At 34.5% G+C, this 26845-nt stretch carries 25 protein-coding genes and 1 pseudogene; 13 read left to right on the top strand and 13 right to left on the bottom strand.

From position 1 onward, the window contains the following. The first annotated feature begins 1 nt into the window (after position 1). Positions 2–1051: an IS30-like element ISLga1 family transposase gene (locus tag F3I00_RS07855; RefSeq protein WP_024272995.1), complete on the top strand. Its 1050-nt coding sequence runs from the start codon at positions 2–4 to the stop codon at positions 1049–1051. 27 nt (positions 1052–1078) lie between these two features. On the opposite strand, the pseudogene F3I00_RS07860 reads toward F3I00_RS07855, so the two are convergent. The 12 genes and pseudogenes from F3I00_RS07860 to F3I00_RS07905 form a co-directional block, all read right to left on the bottom strand. Further along, positions 1079–1726, bottom strand: a pseudogene (locus tag F3I00_RS07860) (helicase); the annotation flags it as partial. Beyond that, positions 1707–3002: a hypothetical protein gene (locus F3I00_RS07865; RefSeq protein ID WP_003648314.1), complete on the bottom strand. Its 1296-nt coding sequence runs from the start codon at positions 3000–3002 to the stop codon at positions 1707–1709. The gene F3I00_RS07865 and the pseudogene F3I00_RS07860, both read right to left, overlap by 20 nt. After that, positions 3003–5981, bottom strand: coding sequence for a type III restriction-modification system endonuclease (locus F3I00_RS07870; protein ID WP_159311068.1), 2979 nt, complete (start codon positions 5979–5981; stop codon positions 3003–3005). It abuts the gene before it with no gap. 4 nt (positions 5982–5985) lie between these two features. Next, entirely contained in the window at positions 5986–7938 is a 1953-nt protein-coding gene (locus F3I00_RS07875) for a site-specific DNA-methyltransferase (protein ID WP_020807766.1), read from the bottom strand. 378 nt (positions 7939–8316) lie between these two features. Continuing rightward, a complete protein-coding gene (locus tag F3I00_RS10725; protein WP_003648311.1) occupies positions 8317–8463 on the bottom strand; it encodes a hypothetical protein in 147 nt (48 codons plus the stop codon). A gap of 50 nt (positions 8464–8513) precedes the next feature. Beyond that, the gene (locus tag F3I00_RS07880; protein ID WP_020807764.1) at positions 8514–9299 is read right to left on the bottom strand and encodes an aminoglycoside 3'-phosphotransferase; all 786 of its coding nucleotides are present in this window, start codon (positions 9297–9299) and stop codon (positions 8514–8516) included. Positions 9300–9308: 9 nt separating this feature from the next. Beyond that, on the bottom strand, positions 9309–9773 hold the full coding sequence (locus F3I00_RS07885) for a hypothetical protein (protein WP_020807763.1): 465 nt from the start codon (positions 9771–9773) through the stop codon (positions 9309–9311). 2 nt (positions 9774–9775) lie between these two features. Continuing rightward, the gene (locus F3I00_RS07890) at positions 9776–10816 is read right to left on the bottom strand and encodes a serine hydrolase (RefSeq protein ID WP_159311069.1); all 1041 of its coding nucleotides are present in this window, start codon (positions 10814–10816) and stop codon (positions 9776–9778) included. 183 nt (positions 10817–10999) lie between these two features. After that, positions 11000–12346 (bottom strand): 23S rRNA (uracil(1939)-C(5))-methyltransferase RlmD, encoded by a 1347-nt coding sequence (gene rlmD / locus F3I00_RS07895; protein WP_020807761.1) that lies wholly within the window; start codon positions 12344–12346, stop codon positions 11000–11002. 46 nt (positions 12347–12392) lie between these two features. Beyond that, positions 12393–12908 carry an MFS transporter permease gene (locus F3I00_RS07900; protein ID WP_236547636.1) on the bottom strand — a complete coding sequence of 172 codons (516 nt, stop codon included), beginning with the start codon at positions 12906–12908 and terminating at the stop codon, positions 12393–12395. 6 nt (positions 12909–12914) lie between these two features. Then, positions 12915–13076, bottom strand: a complete 162-nt coding sequence (locus F3I00_RS10815; RefSeq protein WP_236547637.1) for a hypothetical protein — start codon at positions 13074–13076, stop codon at positions 12915–12917. Continuing rightward, positions 13069–13773: an ABC transporter ATP-binding protein gene (locus tag F3I00_RS07905; RefSeq protein ID WP_020807759.1), complete on the bottom strand. Its 705-nt coding sequence runs from the start codon at positions 13771–13773 to the stop codon at positions 13069–13071. The genes F3I00_RS10815 and F3I00_RS07905 overlap by 8 nt, the downstream gene beginning before the upstream one ends. Positions 13774–14137: 364 nt before the next feature. Between F3I00_RS07905 and nhaC the strand changes: the two genes are divergently transcribed. The 12 genes from nhaC (at position 14138) to F3I00_RS07965 (ending at position 25865) form a co-directional block, all read left to right on the top strand. Next, positions 14138–15514, top strand: coding sequence for a Na+/H+ antiporter NhaC (gene nhaC / locus F3I00_RS07910; protein ID WP_003646869.1), 1377 nt, complete (start codon positions 14138–14140; stop codon positions 15512–15514). Between the two features lie 125 nt (positions 15515–15639). Continuing rightward, positions 15640–16485: an S-adenosyl-l-methionine hydroxide adenosyltransferase family protein gene (locus tag F3I00_RS07915; RefSeq protein ID WP_020807758.1), complete on the top strand. Its 846-nt coding sequence runs from the start codon at positions 15640–15642 to the stop codon at positions 16483–16485. Positions 16486–16506: 21 nt separating this feature from the next. After that, positions 16507–17064 (top strand): ECF-type riboflavin transporter substrate-binding protein, encoded by a 558-nt coding sequence (locus F3I00_RS07920; RefSeq protein WP_003648303.1) that lies wholly within the window; start codon positions 16507–16509, stop codon positions 17062–17064. 21 nt (positions 17065–17085) lie between these two features. Continuing rightward, on the top strand, positions 17086–18807 hold the full coding sequence (locus tag F3I00_RS07925) for an ABC transporter ATP-binding protein (RefSeq protein WP_020807757.1): 1722 nt from the start codon (positions 17086–17088) through the stop codon (positions 18805–18807). After that, a complete protein-coding gene (locus F3I00_RS07930) occupies positions 18800–19630 on the top strand; it encodes an energy-coupling factor transporter transmembrane protein EcfT (protein ID WP_020807756.1) in 831 nt (276 codons plus the stop codon). The genes F3I00_RS07925 and F3I00_RS07930 overlap by 8 nt, the downstream gene beginning before the upstream one ends. A 62-nt stretch (positions 19631–19692) precedes the next feature. Then, entirely contained in the window at positions 19693–20406 is a 714-nt protein-coding gene (locus F3I00_RS07935; RefSeq protein ID WP_020807755.1) for a Bax inhibitor-1/YccA family protein, read from the top strand. A 104-nt stretch (positions 20407–20510) separates the two neighbouring features. Beyond that, positions 20511–20795: a hypothetical protein gene (locus F3I00_RS07940; RefSeq protein WP_020807754.1), complete on the top strand. Its 285-nt coding sequence runs from the start codon at positions 20511–20513 to the stop codon at positions 20793–20795. Between the two features lie 245 nt (positions 20796–21040). Further along, positions 21041–23275: a ribonucleoside-triphosphate reductase, adenosylcobalamin-dependent gene (nrdJ, locus tag F3I00_RS07945; RefSeq protein ID WP_159311070.1), complete on the top strand. Its 2235-nt coding sequence runs from the start codon at positions 21041–21043 to the stop codon at positions 23273–23275. 18 nt (positions 23276–23293) lie between these two features. Next, positions 23294–23680 (top strand): DUF4430 domain-containing protein, encoded by a 387-nt coding sequence (locus tag F3I00_RS07950; protein WP_003648297.1) that lies wholly within the window; start codon positions 23294–23296, stop codon positions 23678–23680. Further along, positions 23680–24201 carry an ECF transporter S component gene (locus F3I00_RS07955; RefSeq protein ID WP_003648296.1) on the top strand — a complete coding sequence of 174 codons (522 nt, stop codon included), beginning with the start codon at positions 23680–23682 and terminating at the stop codon, positions 24199–24201. Before F3I00_RS07950 ends, F3I00_RS07955 begins: the two co-directional genes overlap by 1 nt. 1 nt (position 24202) lies before the next feature. Beyond that, entirely contained in the window at positions 24203–24739 is a 537-nt protein-coding gene (locus F3I00_RS07960; RefSeq protein ID WP_020807752.1) for a cob(I)yrinic acid a,c-diamide adenosyltransferase, read from the top strand. Positions 24740–24851: 112 nt separating this feature from the next. Then, positions 24852–25865, top strand: a complete 1014-nt coding sequence (locus F3I00_RS07965; RefSeq protein ID WP_020807751.1) for a sugar transferase — start codon at positions 24852–24854, stop codon at positions 25863–25865. A gap of 90 nt (positions 25866–25955) precedes the next feature. On the opposite strand, the gene F3I00_RS07970 is transcribed toward F3I00_RS07965, so the two are convergent. Beyond that, on the bottom strand, positions 25956–26840 hold the full coding sequence (locus F3I00_RS07970; protein WP_003648293.1) for a glycosyltransferase family 2 protein: 885 nt from the start codon (positions 26838–26840) through the stop codon (positions 25956–25958). Between the last annotated feature and the right edge of the window lie 5 nt (positions 26841–26845).

Genomic DNA, 26845 nt, shown 5'->3' on the forward strand with positions numbered 1-26845 from the left:
AATGGACTCTTTACATTCTACCATGAATCGGCACGTTAAAGGAAAGCATTTATCATTTGAAGAGCGAGTTATTATTCAATTGCGTTTGAAAGATGGCTGCTCTTTGCGTGCAATTGCTCGTGAACTCAACTGTTCTCCTTCTACTATCAGTTATGAGGTTAAACGTGGCACTGTAAAACTGTATCATGGTAAAGTCAAAAGATACAAGGCTACTCAAGGACATGATGTATATCAAGCTCATCGTAAAAATTGTGGGCGTAAATCAGACTTTCTCAAAAAAAATCAATTTATTCACTATGTCCACAAACATTTCTTTAAAGACGGTTGGTCGCTTGATGTTTGCAGTAATCGTGCCACTGTTGCTGGCGAATTCTCTAGCAGCGATGTTGTCTGCACCAAAACTCTTTATAATTACGTTGATAAGGGCTTATTAGGCATTTATAATTACGACTTGCCTGAGAAGCTTAAACGCAATACCAAGCTTCATCGTGTTCGCAAAAACAAGAAAAAGCTTGGCAGAAGTATTGAAGAACGTCCAAAAGAAATTAGTGAACGTAATGAATTCGGTCATTGGGAATGCGATTTGGTCCTTGGACATAAGACTAAAGATGATGAAGTGCTGTTAACCTTATCTGAGCGCATGAGTCGTGAATTCTTAATTATTCGTATTCCCGACAAGACTTCTATCAGTGTCATGCAGGCCTTTAAAGAACTCCAAAGACAATACAGTGAACACTGGAATGATATTTTTAAAACTATTACCACTGATAATGGTTCAGAATTTGCGGATCTTTCCAACCTAGAAGAAGCCTCCAATACACTGGTTTACTATGCCCATCCTTACACTTCTTGTGATAAGGGAACAGTTGAAAGACACAATGGTCTTATTCGCAGATTCATTCCTAAAGGAGAAGCAATAGCTAACTATTCTTTACAAAATATCATTGACATTGAAACCTGGTGCAACTCATTGCCAAGAAAGATCTTAGCTTATCATACACCAGATGAAATCTTTGAAAGAGAATTAGATCGAATCTATCAAGCAGCTTAACCAAAAGTGTTCAATTTATTATTGCAATTTACGTCTTAAATTTAAATAATGTAATTGTCTTTTTAATCCAAATACTTTTTCATATTCAGTACGCCATGCAGCAAAAGCATTAAGTGGTGAGATTACTAATATTTTATTTACTTCACTTATTTCAGGGCTTGATAAATAAGCAAAAGCGCCATACGTCATTGCTGTTTTCCCAGCACCTGGTACAGAAAAATTTGCTGCTCTCTTCATAACTGTCAAAAAGAAGGAAGCCTTCTCTTGCTCAACTTTAAGTGGTCGTACCACTTCTTGGTTAACGACTTTCTTAAAGTTTTGAAATTCATTGTTCCAACGTGAATCATCTGCCTTAATAGTCAAGCCTGCCTGACTTTGCTCCTTAATATAATACTGTCGCTGTTCAACAAATTCATTAAATTTATCACTAGTTTGAACTTCAGGTAAATCTTTTCTAGACAACCGTCTATTTAATTTCTTAATTAATTCTAATAACTGAACATAGGTTAAATCAGACTTAAATATGTGTTGCTCTGAATCTTTAAAATACGGAGTGAAAATGGATAATCCTCGTTGAGCTGCCTTAGTCTCCAAAGTATGATTTTTATCATCGAGAAGTTGAAACAAGCCATCCTGATTTTTAACAATAATTGGATTATCCAATTTCTTTTCCATATTTATCAAATAGCTCCTTACTTAAGTAATGTAAATCTCTCATATATGTTCGTAATTCATTTAGCTGATCTTTGCTAACTTCGTTATAGCGCAGGCTCCCAATTAAACCACCATCTTCATTTAAATCATGATAGTATTTAACATTCTTTTTAATACTACGAATAAACTTATCAACGGATTCACTATTACGAGCATTTCGCATGTAAGTATCGAAAACCTCCCCAATAGCCTCAACTGTTTCATTTTCATCCGTAAGACTTTGCATTAAATCTGATGTTGTTTCAATTTCATCATCTTGTAAAGATTCCGATAAATCATCAACCATATCCGCTACATCATCATTAAAGTCTTCATTATCTGCACTATTATTTACAATATTCTTACCATATTCGCGAATATGAGTACGAGATGTTATACCACTAACTCCAACATGAATTTGATAAAGGATTACTCCAAAATAGGACATCATAGTTTCATTTTTTCGAACTTGAGATTCGGGATCATCGCCAAAATTTTTAGATAACGATTTTCCCATTTCATAAAACAAAGACCATACTTTACTTTCTTTTAAAATATTATATTTATTTTTTGAAGTTCCAATAAACTCTAGGAACTTTCTCATATATACTGCACCATCATAATATTTCTTTACTTCTGTTGGACGCATATGTGAATCTGCCGCATAGTCAGCCTGAGTCATTATCGGAGCTTCACCGCCGGTAGTCTGATATATATCAACAGCTAGATCCACAGGATCATAGCTTTGACGCTCTTCAACACCCATTTGAATAGCTAACTCTAACTTCTTAATCTTTACACGTTCAGTAGAGTTGTTATAAGAAAATGGCAAAACAACTGCTTCAAAATATACTGTTTTCCCTGTTGTTCGATGAATATCGCGTAAAGCAGTAAATCTTCTATTTCCATCGACAATTCGTCCATCATCTAACACATAGCCATATACTTGTTGACCTGATTCTTTAATAGAGTTAGTAGTTCGCTTTAAAGCATTTGTATTATCTTGTTCAATTAATTTTTCTACAAAAATATTATAATTGGGATCATCCTGATCATTAGCAGGGTGTAACTCACCTTCATACTGAGAAATACCAGTTGCAATTCGTCCATTTTTATCATTGTAATATAGATAATCTAATGGAATTTTATAAACATCTAATGTTTCAGAGCTTACCCCATCCACCTTAATTGGTAATTTAGGCTTTGCTCCAGTTTTTTCTAGTTTTCCTTCTTTTGCTAGTTTAATTAATGACAACACTTATTTCAGTTCTCCATTCTCTAATTTGTTAATTAAATCGTGTACTTCTTGTTCACTAGTTGCCATCCAATAATAAACTCCAGATTCTTTTAATTGATCGAAATATTTTTGTTGAATAATTCCTATCTCAGCATCATCTAAGCGCATATTTTCTGCTTTAGTTTCAATAATTAAATAAGCTGATTTGTTATTATTTTCAACCATAAAAATAAAATCTGGTGTAGTCGTACCATTGTCAAAACGTGGAATCTTGATGGCTTTTTTTGGTAATTTTCCAAATACACTAATTTTAGGACTATACGTTCTATTCAAAATTTTCAATTCTGGATCAGCACTATCATATCGAAGTGGTGGTCGATCGTATAAATAAGCTTTGTCAGCTGTAGAATGGTCTGAGACGTAGATTCCTAAAACATTTGCTGGCAATGAGTCAACAAATTCGTGTTTTTTGGCATTATAAATAGAAGTTGATGAAACAAAATCTAAAGGTTCATAACTATAAGATTGTCTTATTCGTTCATTAAATTGTTTATTAAATGTACGAATTAGATTACTCAATGTATTTTCATTAATATAGTTTTTATTTCCACCCAACCGTTTAACTGCTTTAATCATTAAGTTATTCAGCAAATTAACTGATAAATCTGTTTGCTTCGCTAATATTTTTAAGAACTTACCATAATTCATAGTTAAATATGTGGCATTATAATCAGTTTGTGTCTCTCTAATTTCAGCACCATCATCAGTAGTTTCAAGTTGCTGATGAATTATTTGAGGTCTTTGTAGGACAAAAATCTTATTATCATTATCGTTGAATACATTCTTAGCAACTATTTCAGCAACTGAGTTTACAGAAGAATCAAATTTTATCATTTGTCTTCTAGCTAATTGCATCCATAAATTTTTCAATTGCTGCCAGTTTTGTTTTCTAAGTTTTACTTGAGTACTTTCTTTTGAGTTTTTATCTCTAATTTTACCTTTTGCGACTTTTGTTTGTTGTTCTAGCTCTGGATATAACTGACATAATGCCTCATATCCTGACATTTTTTGACCTCTCAACTCAACTTCTGGTTTAAATTTATTTGATCTAGTTATTACATTATGTTCATCTAAATCATCAAGTAACTTATCTTCATTAAATTTCGGATCTGTTTTCTTTCTTACCTTAACAATGGTATCAATCATATCTTCAGTTAATTCCTCTTTATTTATATCAAGAGGAATATCATCATTAACTTCACCGACTAATTTCTGAGCAAAATTCCGTTCATCATATCCAATTAAAAATGACAATCTACTTTGCCACTCATCCTGATTTAAACGATGTCCTGTTTCATCAACTGGTAATCTTAAACCACGACCAACTTCTTGAATCTTGCTAATTTCCGAACCAGATCTTCGAAGCTTTGCAATGACAAAAACATTAGGATTATCCCATCCTTCACGCAAAGTCCATTTTGAAAACAAAAATCGTCTTGTAATCCAATTACCATCTTTATCTTTAAAGCTAAGGAGTTTTTCCTTATTTTTCAGAATATCTTCTACCTCAGCTTGAATGTCTTCATCAGAATTTCCACGATCTTCACTAAAATAACCAGCATAAACATTTTGATGATCTGATTTTAAGCTTCGTAACGTTGCTTTGAGAAAAGAACAGTATTCTTTTTCTCTCTCGTCGATCGCTAATTCATATTTATTAATCAAGTTTTGTAGTTTCTTAGTCAGTAACTCTTCAAAATGCTGTGCAAGCCATCCCTTAGTATTGTTTTTACCACGGAAGCTAGCAATACTATCGATAAAGAATAGAGATAAAGTTTTTATCTTAGGCATATTATTTGCTGAATCTGGTCTTAAAAAATTATCTTCTTCGGCCTTAAAATGACAATCTAATGCTTGAGATATAATTTCATCCTGATAATTTTTAGCAAAAGTTCCTGGAATAAGCTCCATATCTTTTGATAAAGCTAATCCATTAGATAATTCTTTATCTGTTCCCCCTGAATAAATAATGTTGCCTTCAAACCCGGAATCAATATCGGCTAAATTTTCACCAGCAGAAATAGAATAATCATGTCCATTTCTAGATAAAATCAACTCTCTAGCTTTTGCTTGCTTTACCTTATATAAATGCTCTGCTTGTTCCTTTGGAATATCAGGATAATCAATATCAATTCCTTTAACTAAGCCTTGGTTAAAACTATCTACTGCATCCAAATTAAATTGTGGTTTTCCACGATAATAATCTGGTTTAGTTACTCTATTTTTGCCACGACCAGATGCAACCAAAGGAAATGTTGCACCAAATCTAACGATTAGTTGAGGCTTTAATAATTCAATATCTTTATAAGACTTTTTGTTACGTGGAAAACGGTGTGGTTCATCAATAATTACCACTGGCCTTGTCGCAGCAATTGCCTTAATCGGAATATTTTCTCCGCCTAGTAGAGTTTGGTCATAGTCCTTACGGCTCATGGATTTTGAGCTGAGCATTCCTTGATTGATTAATAATACTTCGATCTGATTAGCATTCTGCCGCGTAGCTTCTACAAACTCTGATAGTTGAGCTGGAAAGTTTCTTCGCCCTGAGCGCGACTTAAAATCACCTGCATTTATTACATTTAATTGAATCCGTGTATTTTCATAATACTGACTAAAGTGTTGCTTAGCATAATCACTAGTAATAAAACTTCTCGTTCCTTCTTTAATACTTGGAGTTGGGACAACAATTACAAATTTAAATAGTCCATATTTTTTATGAAGCTCATACATCATTCTGGTATAAACATAAGTCTTACCAGTTCCTGTCTCCATTTTAATATCAATATTAGCTTTATCTTTGTAGCGACAATTAATTAACGGATTAGCATAGATGTAATTAGCGTCTGGATCATCACTCATCATATCTATTCCTGGAAAAGCTTGATCGATAGCCCTTAGTGCATCTACTTGATGTTGTAAAGTTTCAAGTTTAATCTTCATAATCTTAATACCTCTTGATTAAATTAACTTTACTGTCTAACTGCTTAAGACCATTCTCAAGTTCACGTAGTTCAGCAATATTAAATGAATAACCAAAAATCACTACGCTTTGTAAATCCAATTGATGTGTACCTAGCTGATTTAATAATTCTTTAGTTTCATCTGCACTCCAGCCTTCAGCAATTAAATACAAGCGATTATCTACCATATGTGCTGTATAGTCATTGAATTTAACATCTTGAATATTGGTATCAAATGAATAACCATCTTGAGCTAGCCAAGTAGTTAAGACTGTTTGTTCTCCGCTAGCATTACCCGGAATATTTAAGCTATCACTCGAAAATCCCTCAATCATATCTGTGAATAAGTTAATGTTATTTGGATCAAAGTCATCAATGTCTTCAAGCGTTTGCGTAGTTGGTTTTACTACACGATAGTGTTTGAAACTTCCATCGAAATTTTCAGGAAGAGTTAATCCATTATCTTCTTTTATTTTTTCAGCTGCCCGACGAATACGTTCACGGGAAATTTGATCAATAGATTTGTAGCCAGCCTGATATGCAGCTTTTCCACCTTTGGTTGGGATATAATCTCCATGCTTATCTAACTTAGGAGTTCCATCGTCATTAGTTTCATATGTTTTTTCTGGAAGTTGAACCATGATGAATTTACGGTTTCCACCGTCTTCCGCATTAAGCTGCATTACAGCGTCAGCTGTTGTGGATGAGCCAGCAAAAAAGTCTAAAATTATATTTTCTTTATTATTTAATATTTTCAAAAGATACTTAATTAATAGAGTGGGTTTAGGAGTATCAAAAAACTTATTCCCATCAAAAAGATTCATTAGCTCTTGGGTAGCTATATTATTTAAACCTATATTTTCAAAAATTGTTCCTATTTTTCTCTTTTTTCCTGATGCTAATCTATCCTTTAAAAACACTTTTTGCACAGGAGCACTTTCTCCATTTTTTCCAAAAATTATTCTTCCATCTTTGATACGTTTCTTTACTTCATCTTCATTAAATACCCAGTATCTTCCTTTACTTGGAAAATAAGATTTTCCATTTAGAGGATTAATTATCTCAAAATATGGGCCTTCATGATTAGCCGACAAAGGCATTGTAGTCCATAGTCCTCTAGGATCATTATCTGGATTTGAATATCCTTTTTTACTTAAGGGCAATCCAATATAATTTTCTATTTTTTCTTGTTCTTTTGCATAGACAAGTAAATAATCATGAATGGCTGGAATATTTCCAACATTATTTGGTCCACTTTTTCGCTTCACAATAATTTCTGCTACAAAATTACTTTCACCAAAAATTTCATCTAATAATAGCTTTACATTTGCTTGCTCATTATCATCAATCGAAACAAATATTAGTCCATATTCATTCAATACCTTCTTCGCCAAGACTAATCTTGGATACATGAAAGTAAGCCAAGCTGAGTGACTAGAGTTTCCTTGAATACTCTTTAACCGTGTCAATTGATCATCGTCAAGCCCAAACATGTTTTCTAATTGATCATCTGTATACTCAAACGTATCAGGATATACGAAATCTCCATTTCCTGTATTATACGGAGGATCAATATAAATCACATCAACTTTATTAGCATAAGCAGACTGTAAATGACGCAATACTTCTAAATTATCTCCAGTAAAGAACAAATTTTTACTATTCTTACCCTCTCCATTATTTTGTTCTTCATCAGGTACAATTACGCTAGTTGGCATTTCTCCAGCCTGTCTACGAGCATAATCTTTACCAATAAAATTTAACTGATATCCTTCACTTAATTCATTAATATTTTTTTCTTTAAGTTCATCCCTAAATTTATCCAGATCAAAATTACCGTTTTTAGTAAAAAATTCCGGTAACTTTTCTTTAAGTTCGTTTAGAAATGCTGAATTGGGTTTGATATCCTGATTGAATTTTTCACTATCTCTAAGCATTTTCAGCACCTCCATTTAAAATCGAGAGTACAAAAAAAGAGCCCACTAATTCCTTAAAAATTAGTAAGCTCTTTTTAAATTGCTTGACAAATAAGCGTTGATCTACATAATCAGCGTGTTGTGTTGTGTTGTGTTGTGTTGTGTTGTGTTGTGTTGTGTTGTGTTGTGTTGTGTTGTGTTGTGTTTAGCATAATTATCCTCAAAATTTCATCTTAATTGTTTTGATTATAGCAAAATATCTCAGTATAAAGTACGCATACTATGGGAATAGTCAGTACACTATATTAATTTTAACATGTTATTTTTTCGCTTTTTTATAAAAAAATACAATATAATCTCCTCTCTTAGACTATATTGCACTTTTCGAGTATGACCAACCTATTTTTCAATTTTAATCTTAATTGGCCAAGACAACTTAAATTTCTTTATCTTATTTTTCAAAATTGCCATCGATTCTGAAAAATTATAAATAGTTATCGAAGTTCTAAAACTCTTATCTTTATTTTGATATTCAAACTTTTTCATACCTTACTCCTCACTAGTATTCAGATTCATTTTTTAAGCCCATACTTCAATTATCCAAAAACTTCGGCAGCAGCAACAACTTTGAACAATTCTTCATCTACCTTATCTCTACCATAAGCGTCAAGGAAACGATCGTAATATTGATTAGTCTTCAAATTAAACCAAAGTGTCCAAGTTCCCCAAAACAAATCAATATGGCGATCACCGACACCCGCGCAATCAAGATCAATAAATCCTGAAAATTTCCAGTTATCCAGAATAATATTTGGCAAACAGTAATCTCCATGCAGTAAAACTTGGCTTTGCAAGGCATCTTTATCAGCAGTTAAAACCTCATGAGCTTGTTCAGCTGAACGATAACCAAAACTATTCGGAAAACTCGATTTATCATAATTTCCTGTCCGATAATTATTTTCAGCTTTTGCCAAATACTCAGCCGTTCGATCCATCACTGGACAATCACTATAGTCTATTTCGTGCAATTTTCTTAATTCGGTAGCAATCATATCACATAAGCGCTTCGGATGATTTAAATATTCGCTGTCTATACAATCGTGCCCTACTACTGCCTTGGTTAACAGCCAATCATGAACATTTGAAGTATAGTTCAATACTTCGGCACCCAATTTTTTGAAGTGAAAGTATTGCGTCATTTTAGCTTCTTTTTCAAGCGTACCAGTTTTGGCGCATTTTAAATAATAACCGCCGTCCTTATCAATAAAATATACGCGAGCCTCAGGAGATGATGAACTATCATAAATATCCGCGCCAGCAATTAAATGTTGCATATTTTGCGGTACTTTATTTGGAATTTTATTGATTAAAGTTTTTCTCATTCTATACTCTTATGTCCATTCTTGGAAATTTCCTTTTTCAATACAGTTCTGAACAATTACATCATTCAATGATTTCTCTCCAGTTATTAATTGCAAATAAATATAAAAATGCTCTAACTCATTGTCAACTATATTAAATGCAATGAAATTCCTATTGTCATCTAAATAATATCGTACCTGCATAGTTTTTTGTTTTTCAGAACTAGAAAAAATAAATTCAAAATCTTCTTCTAACGAAACCAACTCATTTTCGTAATCAGCATTTGAAAATAATTTATGAATTTCATCTAATAATTCATCTATCTCCTCTGCCAATAAACTATTTAATCGATAGTTTACATCTAATCCAGATCCTTGAATTCTTAGGTTTACTGTTACCCAATTATCATCATACTTATTTAAAACTAAACTATAATTTTCAATTTTTAAATAGATTATCAGAGACGAACTACTTAACTTAACTCCAAACTTCATTTCTACAATCCAAATCCTTCACCCATATAATGATGAAGCAGATAATCAGAAGCCTTCTTCAATGTTAAGTAATTAATATTATTAGAAAACAACATAATCATTTCCTTAGTTTTGTAGTTAGTTACAAAGCATGAATTATAACCAGGGATACTACCTTCTGCACGAATAACATCCCCTTTAAAGTAAACTCCACCATAGTAAGCTACTGCTTGATGCTTAGCTTGCTGAGCATACTCGTTAATCATCTTAGGATCTTTCAACACTTCGTTATACACAAACTTCCAATAATCATTAGGTGATATAAACAAGTTTCCAGCTCCAAAATCAGATGATGTAGTCACAACTACCTTATGCCAATCGACATTGCTGCTCATTGGTTGAGGAACCTCATTTTGCTTAACTTCAGAATAATCCTTAATTTGACGTAATTTTAACTGCTTAGCAAAATTTTTTTGAATATAGTCGTTATAGCTTATGCCACTTTCTTTACTAATAATCGCTGCTAACAATTCATAATCCACATCTTGATAATCCCAAGTGTGTAAATGATCATTCTGCATGTATTTGAGCATATAAGCAATCTGCTCTTCTTGATTTTTAAGCGGCTCAGACGGACGAGCATTATTAATCAATCCACTTGTATGATTCATTAGTTCATGAATTGTTATATCGCTGCTACCTGAAACTTGTGGATAATATTTAGATAAAGGCGTATTCCAATTTAGCTGACCTTTTTGTTGCAAATTATAAATCGCAGTTCCTGTCATAATCTTTTGAAGAGAAGCAGTTGGAAATAGCTGATTCGCATTCACTATGTCATTTTTGCTAGACGTTTCATTATTTTGAATGACAATTGGCTTGCCATCTTTTCCACTAACAAGCATCACTCCATTGATATGATTTGATTTCATATAATCTTTGAGCAGCTTTTGTGAATTTTTTAATCCAGGATCTATCCTGCTTCCCGAAGGCACAATAAGTAAAAACACTGAAAACATACAGAGCGCCAAAAAGATATAGACAATAATTTTTTTATGATGCATAACTATTCCTTTCATTTACCGCGCAAAGTATAATGATGATATTTTTTGCAGAATTTCCTTTTATCACTTTTCTTTAATTGTATGCCTAATCTATCAGTCTACTCAAGCAACCAGCATAAATAAAAAATGTACTAATCCGATCATTTATGGAAAAGTACACTTTCTACTAGTAAATTTTATTTATTATTTTTTCTCAAGCACCGTCACTGCTTCAACATGCGGAGTTTGGGGAAACATATCCACAGGATCAATTTCGTTAAAATCATAGCCTTGCTTGCGGAATAATTGCAGATCTCTAACCATTGTAGCTGGGTTACATGAAATATAAACAATCTTCTTAGGATCAGTTTCAACAGCTGCATCAATAAATTCTGGCGTTAATCCCTTTCTTGGTGGATCAACGAAGATCACATCAGTCTTAAGCCCCTCTTTAGCCCAACGCGGCATTACTTCTTCTGCTTTACCAACAACATATTCAGTATTCATGATCCCATTTAATTTTGCATTTGCATTAGCATCATCAACAGCTGGCTTGATAACTTCCATCCCCCGCACTGCCTTAACATGCTTAGCAACTGACAAGCCAATTGTTCCAATTCCAGAATAAGCATCAATTACCACATCATCTGGTTTAAGATCAGCCTTTTGAATTGCCAAGTCATACAAGCGCGGAGTTTGCAATGAATTAATTTGGAAGAAACTTTGCGGTGAAATTTTAAAACTAACATCTCCAATTTTGTCGGTAATTTGAGGCTCGCCCCAGAGCAAATAGTCTTTTTTGCCCAAAATCACGTTAGTCTTCTTAGGATTATGGTTCAAAACTACGCTTGTAACGCCTTCAATTTCGCTAATTTCTTTAGTTACCTTCTTTAACTGTGGAAAATCCTTGTGCAAACAAACCAAAATTACCATGATTTCCCCAGTAGCCTTTGAACGACGAACATCAAGGTAACGCACTTCACCCTTATTGTGGATTTCATCATAAGCTGGGACATGATTCTTTCTTAAAATATCACGAACTTTAATTAAAACTCGGTCAATCTCTGGATCAGTTGTAAAGAAGTTAGTTAACGGAACTAAATCATGCGAATGCTTTCTAAAGAAGCCAATATCAAGCTTGCCGTGAACCTCGCGAACTGGTACTTGCGCTTTATTACGATAGCCAGTTTCTTCTGGACTAGGTAAAGTCTGACCAACCTTAATCTTATCTAAATCAGCCTTATGCAATAAGTTCACTACTTGATTGCGTTTAAATTCAAGCTGCTTGTCATACTTGATATGAGCAAGAGATGCTAGACCTGTTTGAACCCATTGACGAAGTTCAACGTTAATTCTATCTGGACTTTCTTTCTTGATTTTTTCAATTTTAGCAAAGGCAAAATTCTTCTTTACCTTTAAAATTTTAGCTGAAACAATTTCACCTGGAAGAGCGTTATTTACAAAGACAGTCATACCGTCTAAGTGAGCAACCCCCATTGCTTCATAAGATAGGTCGGTAATTTCTAAGTCGACAATTTGATTTTTTTGCATAATTTCAATCCTTTTTAGATACTTGCTACTATTTTACTAAAAAATATTATTGCTTTTTAAAAGAATAGGCACTAAAGATACTTAAAATAAACCCTAAAATCAAGCTACAAATGATTAAGCTCCAAGTTCCAAAAACAAAATCACCCTTAAGCCACATATTATTTAAAAGCATTCCCCAATCAAACGGCCACCACATACTAAAAGCTGTCCGACTTAAGAACATTGCCAAAATTGAACTTAAAAATCCAATTCCTAGGGCAAAATATAAGTTAGTAATGCGGCACAACCATGAATAAAATGGAACTAGCCAAATAGAGGTGAGCAAAATTCCAACTATAGAGCCAGCTATTAATCTAATTTCTTCACTACTTGAAAAAATAAATCGTACACAAATTACCAAAACCAAGAAAACTGCACTCATTAAAATTGTTTGCAACATTCCGTGAATAATGCGACCAATTTCATAAGTAAAAAGATCTTGCGGCGAAGTTAAAATTTCTTTGAATTTTGTGGCTTGTTTTTGATAATAAGTACTAATTCCAATTACGAGAGCAATTGACATATTTAACTAAAAATAACTCCACTGCCCCATCATTAATTGCACTGAATATTGATTATCCCAGAAGACAGCAGTCATCATCAAAATGGCAATTAATGGCAAAAGCCAAACTAGTGAGCGAACAACGGTATGCTTTGTTTTTAAAAATTCAACTTTTAAAATATTAGTCATGCTTTATGCCTGCCTTTTCTAGAGTTGAAATAAATAGGTCTTCTAAATCTGTCTTCTGGTCATAGTCCTCTTCCAGCAACAGCTCACCATTACCCAAGATTGCAATGCGATCAGCTACTTTTTGAATTTCAGAAAGCATGTGACTAGCAATAATGATTGTTTTACCTTGCTTCTTTTCTAGCATTAAAAGTTCACGTAATTCATGAATTCCAAATGTATCAAGGCCATTTGTTGGTTCATCCAAAACTACTAAATCTGGATTTCCCATAAAAGCGAGCGCAATACCAAGCCGTTGGCGCATCCCTGTTGAAAAGCCTTTAACCTTTTCCTGATTATGATCGCCAAAACCGAGCGTGTTCAAGATTTGCTCTTGATCCTTATTTTCAACATGGTGCAGCTTTAATTTCAATTTGATATTATCTTCAACCGTTAAGTTATCAAATAAGCCCGGCTCTTCGATTAATGAGCCAATTACTTTTAAATCTTCTCGCTTCCAGTCTTTACCCTTAAAAATAATGCTACCCTCAGTTGGCTTTTCAATCCCACTAATCATTTTCAAAAGAGTTGACTTACCAGCTCCATTTGGTCCCATAATGCAGTAAATTTTTCCTTTAGGAACATGGATATTGATTCGACTCAAAACACGTTTATTTTTGAAGTTTTTTCCTAATTCTTTGGTGGTTAAAATATCAGTCATCTTAATCCCTCAATTTATATTTATACTTTTTTCTATACTTATCTATTTTACCGCTCAAAGTGCATAATTCGAAATTCTAATCATTTTTATTAATAAATTCATTGACATCTTTTTTTAAGCTTGTTATCATAATTGCAACAATTATCGTCACAGTAGTGCTTATGTTAAGCGTCAGAGAGCTGGTGGTAAAGTGCGAACCAGTCAGGCATAAGTTACGAATTACAGCGATCAATCTTTTATTCGGCCACAATCAGTGCCGTTATCACCTGATGAGAGTGCTGCAAACATGCAGTAGATAGGTGGTACCACGGTAATGCGTCCTGTTGATTAATTTCAACAGGACTTTTTTTATGGAGGATTATTTATGAAAAAGAAAGTATCTTTTCTAGAAGCAATTATTATTTTACTATTGCTTTTAATTATTCTAGGCATTTCAGTAATTAAATTTGGTTTAATGCCAGAAGTTCCAGTTTTATTCACCGTTTGCTTATTAGTCTTCTGGCTCAGACTACGTGGAAATGACTGGGCTTCTATTCAAGATGGAATCAAGGAAGGAATTGGCGTTGCTATTATTCCAATCTTTATTTTTATTCTAATTGGGGCCTTGATTGGCTTATGGATCAAGGGCAGTATCATCCCTTCAATTATGGTTCTTGGCTTTCACTTAATTAGCGGACAATTCTTTGTTCCTTCTGTCTTTATTGTTTGCTCAATCGTGGGGCTAGCGATCGGAAGCGGCTTTACTACAATTTCAACCGTTGGAATTGCCCTCTTCGGAATTGGTGCCAGCATGAATGCCAATCCTGCTCTTGTTGCTGGGGCAATCATTTCCGGAGCAGTATTTGGCGATAAAATGTCTCCTTTATCAGACTCTACCAACCTTTCTTCCGCTGTTGCAGAAAGCGAATTATTCGCCCATATTAAAAATATGATGTGGTCAACAATCCCTGCTTTTATTGTTTCTTTAATTCTTTTTTGGATTTTAGGAAATAGTGGCTCAATTGATGCTTCAAAGATTAATCATACTGTCGCAGTTTTACAGCATAACTTCATTATTACTTGGTGGGCAATCATTCCAATTATCTTAATGTTAATTTGTGCCTGGAGAAAAATCCCCGCTATTCCTACTTTATTTTTAAATATTGCTGTTACTGTCATTATGATTTTTATTCAAAATCCTCATCAATCTCTTACTGACTTAACTAACCTCATTATGAAAGGGTTCGTTGCCAAAACTAGCGACTCATCAGTGAACGCCTTACTTACTCGTGGTGGTATTTCCAGCATGATGGATACGGTTGGCTTAATTATTGCTACCTTATCTCTTGGTGGTTTATTAATGAAATTTAACATTGTTCAAACTGCCATGGAGCCTCTAGTTGAACACCTTAAAAAGCCTGGTCGTTTAGTAATTACTACCATTCTTTCAGGTATCTGCATTAATTTATTTGTCGGTGAACAATACCTATCTGTCATCTTGCCAGGACGCGCCTTCAAGCAAGCATATGACAGAATTGGTCTTGCACCCCTTGCTCTCAGTCGTGTTCTTGAAGACGGCGGTAGCGTAATTAACTACTTAATTCCTTGGGGAGTAGCTGGTTCTTTTGCAGCTTCTACTCTTGGAGTTCCCGTTTTAGCCTTTATTCCATTCACATTCTTTAGCTTACTTTCTCCTGTCTTTTCAATTCTTTCTGGGGTCAGCGGAATTGGCCTAAAGTGGCAAAATAAGGCTGAAAAATAATTTGTTATTAATAAAATCCGTACTATATGCGCTTACATAGCAAAATAGTACGGATTTTTCATTGACGAAACTTTTAATACATTGTAAATTATTAGTAATTAAAAACATATTAAAGGAGGAATTTAATGGAAACAAATCATTTTCTAGTACTACAAACCGACTTCGGCTTAAAAGATGGTGCCGTTAGCGCCATGCACGGCGTAGCTCATTTGGTTGCTCCGCACGTTGCTGTTTCAGATTTAACTCATGAGATTCCACCTTATGATATTTGGGCTGCATCTTACCGCCTCTATCAGACAATCAAGTATTGGCCAAAAGGCACAACTTTTGTTTCGGTAGTTGATCCAGGTGTTGGTTCAGATAGAAAGAGTATTGCAGTTAAGACAAAAAGCGGACATTTTATTATTACACCTGATAACGGCTCATTAACTCATGTTGCAACTTATATGGGGCTTGAAGAAGTAAGAGAAATCGATGAACAAAAGAATCGTCTTCCTTATTCTTCAGAAAGTAACACCTTCCACGGTCGTGATATTTATGCTTACAATGGTGCCCTTCTAGCTGATGGTGAAAAATCCTTTGAAGATCTAGGAGAGCCATTAGATCCAGCTTCAGTTGTAAAATTACCACTTACTGAAGCTAAATTAGAAAATAATCATCTAAAGGGATCAATTGATGTATTGGATATTCGCTTTGGTTCTTTATGGACGAATATTCCTTATGACTTAGTTAAAAAAGCTGATATCAAACGTGGCGACAAACTTACCGTCACAATTACTTATCAAGGTCAAACTTATTATCATGATACAATACCTTTTGTTACATCATTTGCTGATGTAGCAATCAAAGATCCTTTGATGTACATCAATTCATTAGTCAATGTAGGTATTGCGCTAAATCAAGCTTCATTTGCCGATACCTACAAAATTGGTACTGGAAATGATTGGAAAATTGATTTAACTAGAGAATAATTTATTTACGGAGGAAAAATTATGAACAAGCAAAAAGGTTTATCAGTAAAAAGCGTCGTTGCAATTGGTATCGGAGCAGCAATCTATGTTATTTTGGCACGTTTTACATCAATTCCAACTGGTATTCCAAACACTAATATTGAAATTGTCTACCCATTCTTAGCTTTACTTGCCACTATTTACGGACCTGTTGTCGGCTTTTCTGTTGGTTTCATCGGCCATGCACTAGGTGACTTCTTAATGTATGGTCAAACTTGGTGGAGCTGGGTTTTAGCTACAGCTGTTTTAGGTTTGATCATCGGTCTTTACGGTATGCGCCTTGACTTAGATAATGGTGTCTTCACTGTTAAGCAAATGGTTGGCTTCAACGTGGTCCAAATCATCGCTAACGTTATTTCTTGGTTAGTAATCGCACCAGTTGGCGATATCTTAATCTACAGCGAACCTCAAAACAAGGTCTTCTTACAAGGAGCCACTGCAACCATCACTAATTCACTTGCTATTCTTATTTTAGGAACCATCTTGCTTAAAGCTTACGCAGCAACTAAAGTTAAGAAAGGTAGTTTACGTAAAGACTAATCACGAAAGGTTACTCAATTAATGACAGAACCGATTATTGAATTTAAAGATTTTTCATTTAAATACAATAGCCAAGCTGAACCCACTCTTAAAAAGATTAATCTCCAAATTAATAAGGGTGAGAAAATTCTCTTGGCCGGACCTTCAGGCAGCGGCAAATCTACAATTGGCCGCTGCCTTAATGGTCTTATTCCAAATATTGATCAAGGCAACATCACAGGTAAATGCTTAGTAAACGGAAAAGATATTACTAAAACTAGTCTTTTTGACTTTTCATTTACTACTTCCACAATCTTACAAGATGCAGATAGCCAATTCATTGGTCTAACAGTTGGCGAAGATATTGCTTTTGCTCTTGAAAATGATTGCCAGCCTAAAGCCAAAATGCATCACACTGTAAACCAATGGGCAGAAGAACTCCAAATTAAAGAGCTTCTTAAACAATCGCCGCAAAGCCTTTCTGGCGGTCAAAAACAAATTGTTGCCCTAGCCGGCGTCTTGGTCGATGAATCACCAATTTTACTTTTCGACGAACCACTTGCTAACCTTGATCCTGCTTCCGGACTCAAAACAATGGCTATTATCGATAAAATCCAAAAAGAACTTAATGCCACCGTTATTATTATTGAGCACCGTGTCGAAGAAGTTTTGAGTCAGCCAATTGATAGAATAGTTTTAGTTAACGACGGTCAAATTGTCGCCGATGAGCCTACTAATCAACTTCTTCATGAGAATAGTTTAGAAAAAATTGGCGTTCGTCAGCCGCTTTATTTAAAAGCGATGACAGCCGCAGGTATTAACTTAAGTTCAATTAAAAAGCTAGACAAAATTGCAGACTTACCTACTTCTGACTCAATTAGCCAAGAATTAGAAAATTGGGTTGATCAAGTTCCAGTTAAAGAAAGTACAGCTACTCATCAACCTTTATTAAAACTAGACCATGTCGGCCACCAATATAATAAAAATCAGCCTTATCCTTTAAAGGACGTTTCTGCTACCATCAATCAAGGCGATTTTATCTCAATTGTCGGTCAAAATGGTGCCGGTAAAACCACTTTATGTCGCATCATTTGTGGTTTTATTTCTAATGAAGGCAAAATTACACTTAAAGACCAAGATCTAGCTAATTTATCAATTAAAGAAAGAGCCGAAAAAATTGGCTATGTAATGCAAGATCCTAATCAAATGATCTCGCAAAAAATGATTTTTGATGAAATAGCTTTAGGATTACGTCTGCGTAACGTAGATGAAGAAACGATCAAACAAAAAGTAAATCAAACTTTAAAAATTTGCGGTCTTTATCCTTTCAGGCACTGGCCAATTTCTGCTCTTAGTTTTGGGCAGAAAAAACGTGTAACAATCGCTTCAATTTTAGTCTTAGAACCAGAAATCATTATTCTAGATGAGCCAACTGCTGGTCAAGATTGGAAGACATATACCGAAATTATGGGCTTTTTAAAACACTTGAACAAGCTAGGCAAGACCATCATTATCATCACGCACGATATGCACTTAATGCTCGAATATACTACACGCTCGCTTGCCTTCACTAAAGGAAAACTAATCGCTGATACAAGCCCGATTGAATTACTAACTAATCCTAAACTAATTAAAGAAGCGTCTTTAAAGAGAACGAGCTTATTTGAACTTGCGCAGCATTACGACTTGCCTGATCCAAATAAATTTGTGCAAGCCTACATTAATTCTGAACAAAAGAACTGGAAGGATGAAGATTATGAATGATAGTAAAATTTTAGGCTACCAGCCAGGGAATAGTTTTATCCATGCCTTGAATGCTACTACAAAGATGATCTTTTTAATTCTAGTTTCAATTGCTTGCATGGTTACTTATGACACTCGCTTCTTAATTGCAATCTGTATCCTATCCTTGATCTTACTAAAAATAGCAGGTATTAAATGGAAACAGGTTTCTTTTATTGTTAAGTTCATTATTGTTTTTGCCATAATTAATATCTTGGCAGTTTTCATTTTTCAACCCACTTATGGCGAAAGCTTATACCATTCAAGAACAGTTTTAATCAATGCGGGATACTTTACCTTAACTGCTCAGGAATTATTTTATTTGCTTAACGTTAGTCTGAAGTATATCTGCTCTATTCCCCTAGTTCTGCTCTTTTTATTAACAACCAATCCTAGTCAATTTGCTGCTAGCTTAAATAAAATTGGTGTCAGCTACAAGGTTTCTTATGCCGTTTCTTTAGCCTTGCGCTATATCCCTAATATCCAGGAAAGTTACTGGTCAATTTCTGCTGCTCAACAAGCACGGGGAAATGAACTTTCTAAAAAAGCATCTCTTGGCAAGCGAATCCATGGAACATTAAACATTGTGACCCCGCTTATTTTTTCAAGTCTTGACCGTATTGATACGATCAGTACTGCCATGCAGCTTAGACGTTTCGGCTCAAAGAAAAAGCGGACTTGGTATGTAGCCGAAAAATTTAGCTTGGCTGACTATTTAGTTACTAGTCTAGCTTTCATTCTTGTTTTAGTTGTTATTTTGCTCTTTAAAGTCAATTCAGGACGCTTTTACAATCCATTTGTGTAAAAGTTTCTTTTACTGTTAAGATACGTTAAAATATATTAATAATAATGAAAGAGGGAGAGCTTATGAATAACTTTTCACAAGAACCAGAACGTCGTACAATCGTTGACGTAACTGGCTTAAATAGATTCTTAAGCAGAATGTACGGTATGATGACAATCGCCGTTTTAGTTTCTGCTTTAAGTGCTTACTTAACAATGACTGTCTTTAGAACTCAAGTAATGACTTTATTTGCTAGCAACCCAGCAATGACTTGGATTTTATTGTTAGTTCCACTTGTATTAACTTTTGGAATTAGCTTCAGAGCAACAAGAAATCCCGTAGCTAGCTTCGTCATGTTAATGATTATGGCAATTGTTTACGGAGTTGAATTCTCATTGATTGCTGGTGCCTATACTGGTCGCAGCATTGCTTCCGCATTCGTTGCTTCATCAACTGTTTTCATTACGATGGCAGTAATTGGTACAACTACTAAGAAGAACTTAAATAATCTCGGCTCTTATGCTTCTGCTGCCTTGATTGGTTTAATTGTTGCCATGCTTATCAACATGTTCTTAAGAAATCCAATGGTTTCTTACGTCTTTTCATTCATCGCAGTTATTATCTTCACTATCTTAACTGCTTGGGATGCACAAAGAATGAAGCAAATTTACGAAAACTACGGTGGTCAAGTTTCAGTTGATGGTTTGGCTGTTGCAGGTGCTTTAGCACTTTACCTAGATTTCGTTAACCTATTCTTACAATTCTTACAAATCTTTGGATTTAGTGACAGAAATTAATAATATTTATGAAAAAATGCGAGGTGCTTTTGAAAGTTACCTCGCATTTTTATTTGAAACAAATTTGATACAGATATTAACTTTAATATTGAGGAGGAATTATCATGACAGAAAGACGTTTAATTCAACGACTAGAAAATTTTGCTCAAAGGAAAAATATTTATTGCATTTGGCTTAATATGGACCCAACCTATATCCCAGTTGTTTCTACCCAAGACAGGGTTATTTTCATGAATAAAAATTGGAAAGAAAAAAATAAGAATGCGTATGCACTGGCTTACTTAATTGAAGGTATACTCCATAATACTACCTCTGTTTCTGAAATCGATAAGTACGTTCAATACTTACTTAAAGAGATAAAAAATGATTCTATTATTGTTATGGACTAAATTATAAAGACTAGAAAGGAATAAACGATTAAATCCTTTCTAGTTTTTTCGTATTCAAAATTTTTAACTTTACATATTGCAGCAAAAATCAAAAATATTTTCTTAGCTATTCTCCTTCTTATTCTCTCAACTTTTTGTTAGATACAAATCACAATTTTTAGTAGTTTACGCCACTTGATTACACTAGATATTGTGTTATCCTCTTAAGTGTCGACAAGATATTGTACTTAGGGAGAGATAAAAAAATGTCTGATTTGAGAATCACACTTGATCCAGATTTCATTGCACAAACTAAAAAAGAAGTTACTCCTCACTGGGGTGAACTTGGTTGGGTTACTTATAAACGTACTTATGCTCGCTGGCTTGATGATAAAAATCGCTCTGAAAATTGGGACGAAACTGTTAAACGCGTGATCGAAGGTAATATTAATCTTGACCCACGTTTAAAAAATGATCCTAGCGAAAAGACCATTCATGAATTAACAGCTGAAGCTAAACAGTTATTTCGCCTAGTCTATGGTCTAGCTGCTACTCCATCTGGTCGAAACTTATGGATCTCAGGAACTGATTATCAAAAGAGAAATGGCGATTCACTAAACAACTGTTGGTTTATTGCCATTCGTCCACAAAAATATGGTAATAGCCACATTGTTCCTGCTTATCTTACACAAGACCAAATTGCACCATCAATGCCTTTTTCATTTTTATTTGACCAACTAATGAAAGGCGGCGGCGTAGGCTTTTCTGTAGTTGACGAAAACATTAACCAAATTCCAAAACTCGATCAAAAAGTAGATTTGGCTATTGTTATTGACAAAAAGAGTAAGTCCTATGACGCATCCCTTAAGTTAGGCGCTACTGATCTTGATGAATGGAAAGAAGCTAATCAAGAAAAAGAAGATTACATTTACTACAAGCTCCCTGATACTCGTGAAGGTTGGGTCTTAGCGAATGCTCGTTTAATCGACATGCATTTCAATTCAACTAATCCTGAGAACAAGAAAAAACTAGTACTTGATATCAGCGATATCCGCCCTTACGGAGCTAAAATTCATGGATTCGGTGGTACAGCTTCTGGTCCAATGCCACTAATCGAAATGCTCTTTGACATTAATCAAATTCTTAATGATCGTGCTGGTCAAAACTTGACTGCAGTTGATGCAACAGATACTTGCAACTTAATTGGTAAAACCGTCGTTGCTGGTAACGTTAGAAGAAGCGCAGAACTAGCACTTGGTTCAAGCGATAACCAAGACTTCATTACTATGAAGCAAGATAAAAAGAAACTTTACCACCACCGCTGGGCATCAAATAATAGTGTCGCAATTAATTCTGAGTTTGATAACTATCAACCAATTGCTGACAGTATTCTACACAACGGTGAACCTGGTGTTGTTAATTTAGAATTATCTCGTAACTACGGCCGCATCAAAGATGGTTACCAAGCTGGAATTGATGGTGAAGTTGAAGGAACTAACCCTTGCGGAGAAATCTCCTTAGCTAATGGTGAACCATGTAACTTGTTTGAAGTCTTTCCTTTCATTGCTCAAAAACAAGGCTGGGATCTGAAAGAGGCCTTTAAACTAGCTGCTCGCTACACCAAGCGTGTTACCTTTAGCCCATATGATTGGGAAGTATCTCGTAAGATCATCAACAAGAATCGCCGAATTGGTGTTTCAATGTCTGGAATTCAAGACTGGATTTTATCTACTTTTGGTCACCGCGTAGTGACTGGCTTTAAGACTGCTACTGATTCAGAAACTGGTAAAGAAATTAAAGATCCAGTTTACGACCCTGAAATTATTAAAACAGTCGATGGTCTCTACCAAGCTGTTGTTGATGCTGACAAAGACTATAGCCAAGAACTAAACTGTAACACCTCAATTAAGCACACTACAGTTAAGCCATCTGGTACTGTTGCTAAACTTGCTGGCGTTTCTGAAGGGATGCACTTCCACTATTCTGGCTACTTAATTCAACGTATTCGCTTCCAAGAAACCGATCCTCTTCTTCCAGCATTAAAAGCCTGTGGCTATAGAACTGAACCTGATATTTACACACCACATACAATTTGCGTTGAATTTCCAATTAAGGCAGCTAATGCTGACAGTGATAACTTTGCTTCTGCTGGAACTGTTTCAATTGCTGAACAATTTGCTACTCAAGCTTTCTTACAAACTTACTGGTCAGATAATGCGGTAAGTTGTACTATTACATTTCAAAATGATGAAAGCGATCAAATAGCTCCATTATTGCATCAATATCGTCATGCGATTAAATCTACTTCACTTCTGCCTTACTATGGTGGCTCCTTAAAACAAGCTCCAAAAGAACCGATTAGTAAAGAGAAATACGAAAAAGCAGATAACCACATTACTGGTAATGTCGAAATAGTCTTTGAACAAACTAATGATGATCAAAAGGGTCTTGAATTAGTAGATCAAAGCGATTGTGATAATGGTGCTTGTCCAATCAAATAATAAGAGGAGTTTCTAGAAATGAAAAACACTAAAAAGTTAAGTATTTTTGCTGCAATTATTTTATTTTTTACCTTCAGTCTAACTGGTTGTCAAAATAATCAAGAAAAAGCTAAACCCAAAACTGACCAAATTACAGTTACTTACACACTAAAAGATAATAAAAAGACTTTTGCTAATAAAAAAGTTCACCTTAAAAAGAACTCTACTGTAGCTACTGGTCTTAAGAAAAACTGGAAAGTAAAGAGCCAAAAAGAATTTATTACTGCTATTGATGGTAAAAGTCAAAATCCTCAAAAAAAGATTTACTGGACTTATACAGTAAATGGCAAAATGGTAAACAAAAGTGCCTACCAACAAAAGCTTAAGAACAAGGATAAGGTAGTCTTTACCCGGAGTAAATATTAATGGCTACCGAAGAACTAGCTGGAACTAAGAGGCTCGCACTCTTAGGTGTTCTGACCGCCTTATGCGTTGTTTTGAGAATTTTCAAAATTATTCCGGTTCCTAATGTTCAACCAGTTACAACAATTATTATGCTTACTACTCTCTTTGTAAGTGGAGGGATGGGATTTGCCCTAGCTATCTTAACCATGATTATTTCTAATATTTTTCTTGGTTTTGGTATTTGGACAATTCCGCAAATTCTAGCTTACGGTGGTTGTGTTTTAACAATTCTACTATTTAAAAAGCTAACTCCCCTAACGAAATGGTTCTGGCTGCAATTAGCTCTGGTCGCATTTTTAGGAATTGAATATGGTATTTTAGTAGATTTAGGAATGACGATTTTCGGTGGTTTACCAGCCTTTATTGCATACTGGGCAGGTAGCATTTTATTTGATACCTATCATGCAATCGGCAATGTTGTTTTTTACTTACTTTTATATAAACCTATCTCTTTAGCACTTAAGCATTTCTTTGAGGATTAATATGACACTTAAAATTTATACTAAAGTCGGCGACCAGGGAAAAACCAAGCAAGTTAGCGGTAAGTTGGTCCCAAAATATGACTTACAAATTGAAACTCTCGGCAATCTTGACGAACTCCAATCTTACTTAGGCGTAACAATCGCCAACTTATCAGATAATTGCCAAGTTCTAAAAGATGAACTACAAAAGAGACAAAAAGAACTTTATCAGTTCCAAGCTGATATCGTTGTTAGACGACACCAAGAAATTACTCCAGATAAGGTAAAAGAATTGGAAAGTAGAATTGATAAGATTACACAGCAATATCCTAGGATTCCAGCTTTTATCCTTCCTGGTGGTTCACCCACCGCTGCCAATTTGCAGTATAGCCGTACATTGGCACGGCGCGCTGAACGGTCATTAGTTGAACTAAATGATAAAAAGCAGCCAATTTCACCTTTTAATCTGGAATATATTAATCGCCTATCTGATTATCTCTTCACGCTAGCACGCTACGCTAATGTCTTAGATGGATATCAAGAAGTCAAAAGTAAATAAAAATGAACTCCGTTAGAATAAGATCTAGCGGAGTTTTTTTGTGATAGTTAAATTTGTAAATCAATTTTGCCTGCCCTATACTTAATTTATAAGTTTATATAAGGAGTTATTTATGACAGTTCATATCACGAATTTATATGGCATGGCAATGAATAGTGTTGCGCAATTAGCACAACAAATGGTCGCTAAAATCGGAGTCCAAATGGGAATGAACGAACTCGGTATTTACGCCTACCATTGGAAAGAAGAACCAGACCAAGCTAAGAGTACTCGTTTTGACGGCATTATTGCCTCCTTATCAGTCGGCGATACTGTTATCTTCCAATCCCCTAATTGGATAGCAATTGAATGGGATCAAGCTTTGATTGATCATGTTAATATCTATCCAAATGTCAAAAAAATCATTTTTATCCACGACGTTATTCCCTTAATGTTTGAAAGCAATCGATACTTGCTTCCTCAACATATTGACTACTACAACAAGGCAGATGTCTTAATCGTACCTTCTAAAAAAATGTACGACTTTTTAAGAGAAAATGGTCTAAAAGAAAAACCTTATGTTATACAGCATTTTTGGGATCACTATCCTTGTCAAATTAATTATTTTGTTACCCCGCAAAATAACAAGGTAATTAATTTTGCTGGTAATGCAGACAAGTTTGACTTTGTTAACAATTGGGGAAATCCACGCGTTAAGTTACAAGTCTTCTCAGATCCATGCAAAAAATTTGAAGATCAAAACTTAGAATTTATGGGTTGGAAAAATGATCCGATCTTACTTGAAGAACTACGCAGATCTGGTGGCTTCGGACTAGTTTGGTCAGAAGAACCATATTGGTCAGAATATATGACAATGAACACTTCTTATAAACTAAGTACCTATCTTGCTGCAGGAATTCCAATTATTGTAAATAGTAAAACACCTGAAGCAGAAACTATTAAACGTAAGAAACTAGGAATTATTGCTGATAGTTTAGCTGAGGCACAAGCCAAGGTCCTTCAAGTAAATGATGATGAATATAAAGAAATGACTGATAATGTAGAAAGTTTTGCTAAGTTAATTCGTGAGGGTTATTTCACCAAAAAAGCATTAGCAGATGCCGTAGTTAAAGCCAGATACGAATAAATTTTGTTCATTGTATGCCGAATTTAAATTAATCCATAATCTATATACAAAAGGGTTGCTAAGCTTTCAAATGCTCAGCAACCCTTTTTATTAGTTTTTCCACTTTTCAAGAATAGCCAGTTTTTGTAGTGTATCTCTGTATTTCAAATATTCTCCCTTATCTAACGCATGATTTTTCCATTTTTCTAACCGATACCGATAAGCAGATTCTTCATTACTCGTATCAAAACCAATTAAACGTAGAATTGTAATTCTTTCCTCAATTGATCGTAAAGGAAAGACATCAGTTTCACTTACACTGGCTGATACGCTTGATTTTAAAATACGATGCGTATAAATCGCTTTATTTTCATACGCAATTTTATTTGCAAGTAAATATATCTTCCATGTAGTCAAATCATCTTCTACTGGAACATTTTCAGGATAAACTATATTTTTAAATAAAGAGCGTTTATACAATTTATCCCATGGAACGGTAAAAACTAAAGACATATTGTAGTAATCAGTGCGATACTGCAAACTAAACCATTCTTTGATTGAATAATCTTTTTCAAAATAGCTATCTTTATTTAGCCAATAAGCAAAAGTCGACTTATCATCATAAAAAATGTTGAAATTCCCTGCTGCTATATCAGCCTTATTTTTTACGGCTAAGTTATACAAGTCTTCAATATGATGTTGATCAAGCCAATCGTCATGATCAACAAATAAAACGTATTCGCCAGTTGCTAGGGCAAGGCCTGCATTTCTGCTTGAACCAACCCCACCATTTTTCTTATGAAGAACTCTAATTTGATTATATTTTTCACGATATTCTTCACATATTTCTGGTGTATGATCAGTTGACCCATCATCTACTAAGATAATCTCTAAGTTAGTATAAGTTTGAGTCAGAACACTTTCTACACACTGCTTTAAATATTTTTCATCATTATATACTGGTATAATTACAGAAACTTTTTCATTAGTATCCATTTTAA

It is taken from the genome of Lactobacillus sp. JM1, assembly GCF_009834385.1.
GTDB lineage: Bacteria > Bacillota > Bacilli > Lactobacillales > Lactobacillaceae > Lactobacillus > Lactobacillus paragasseri.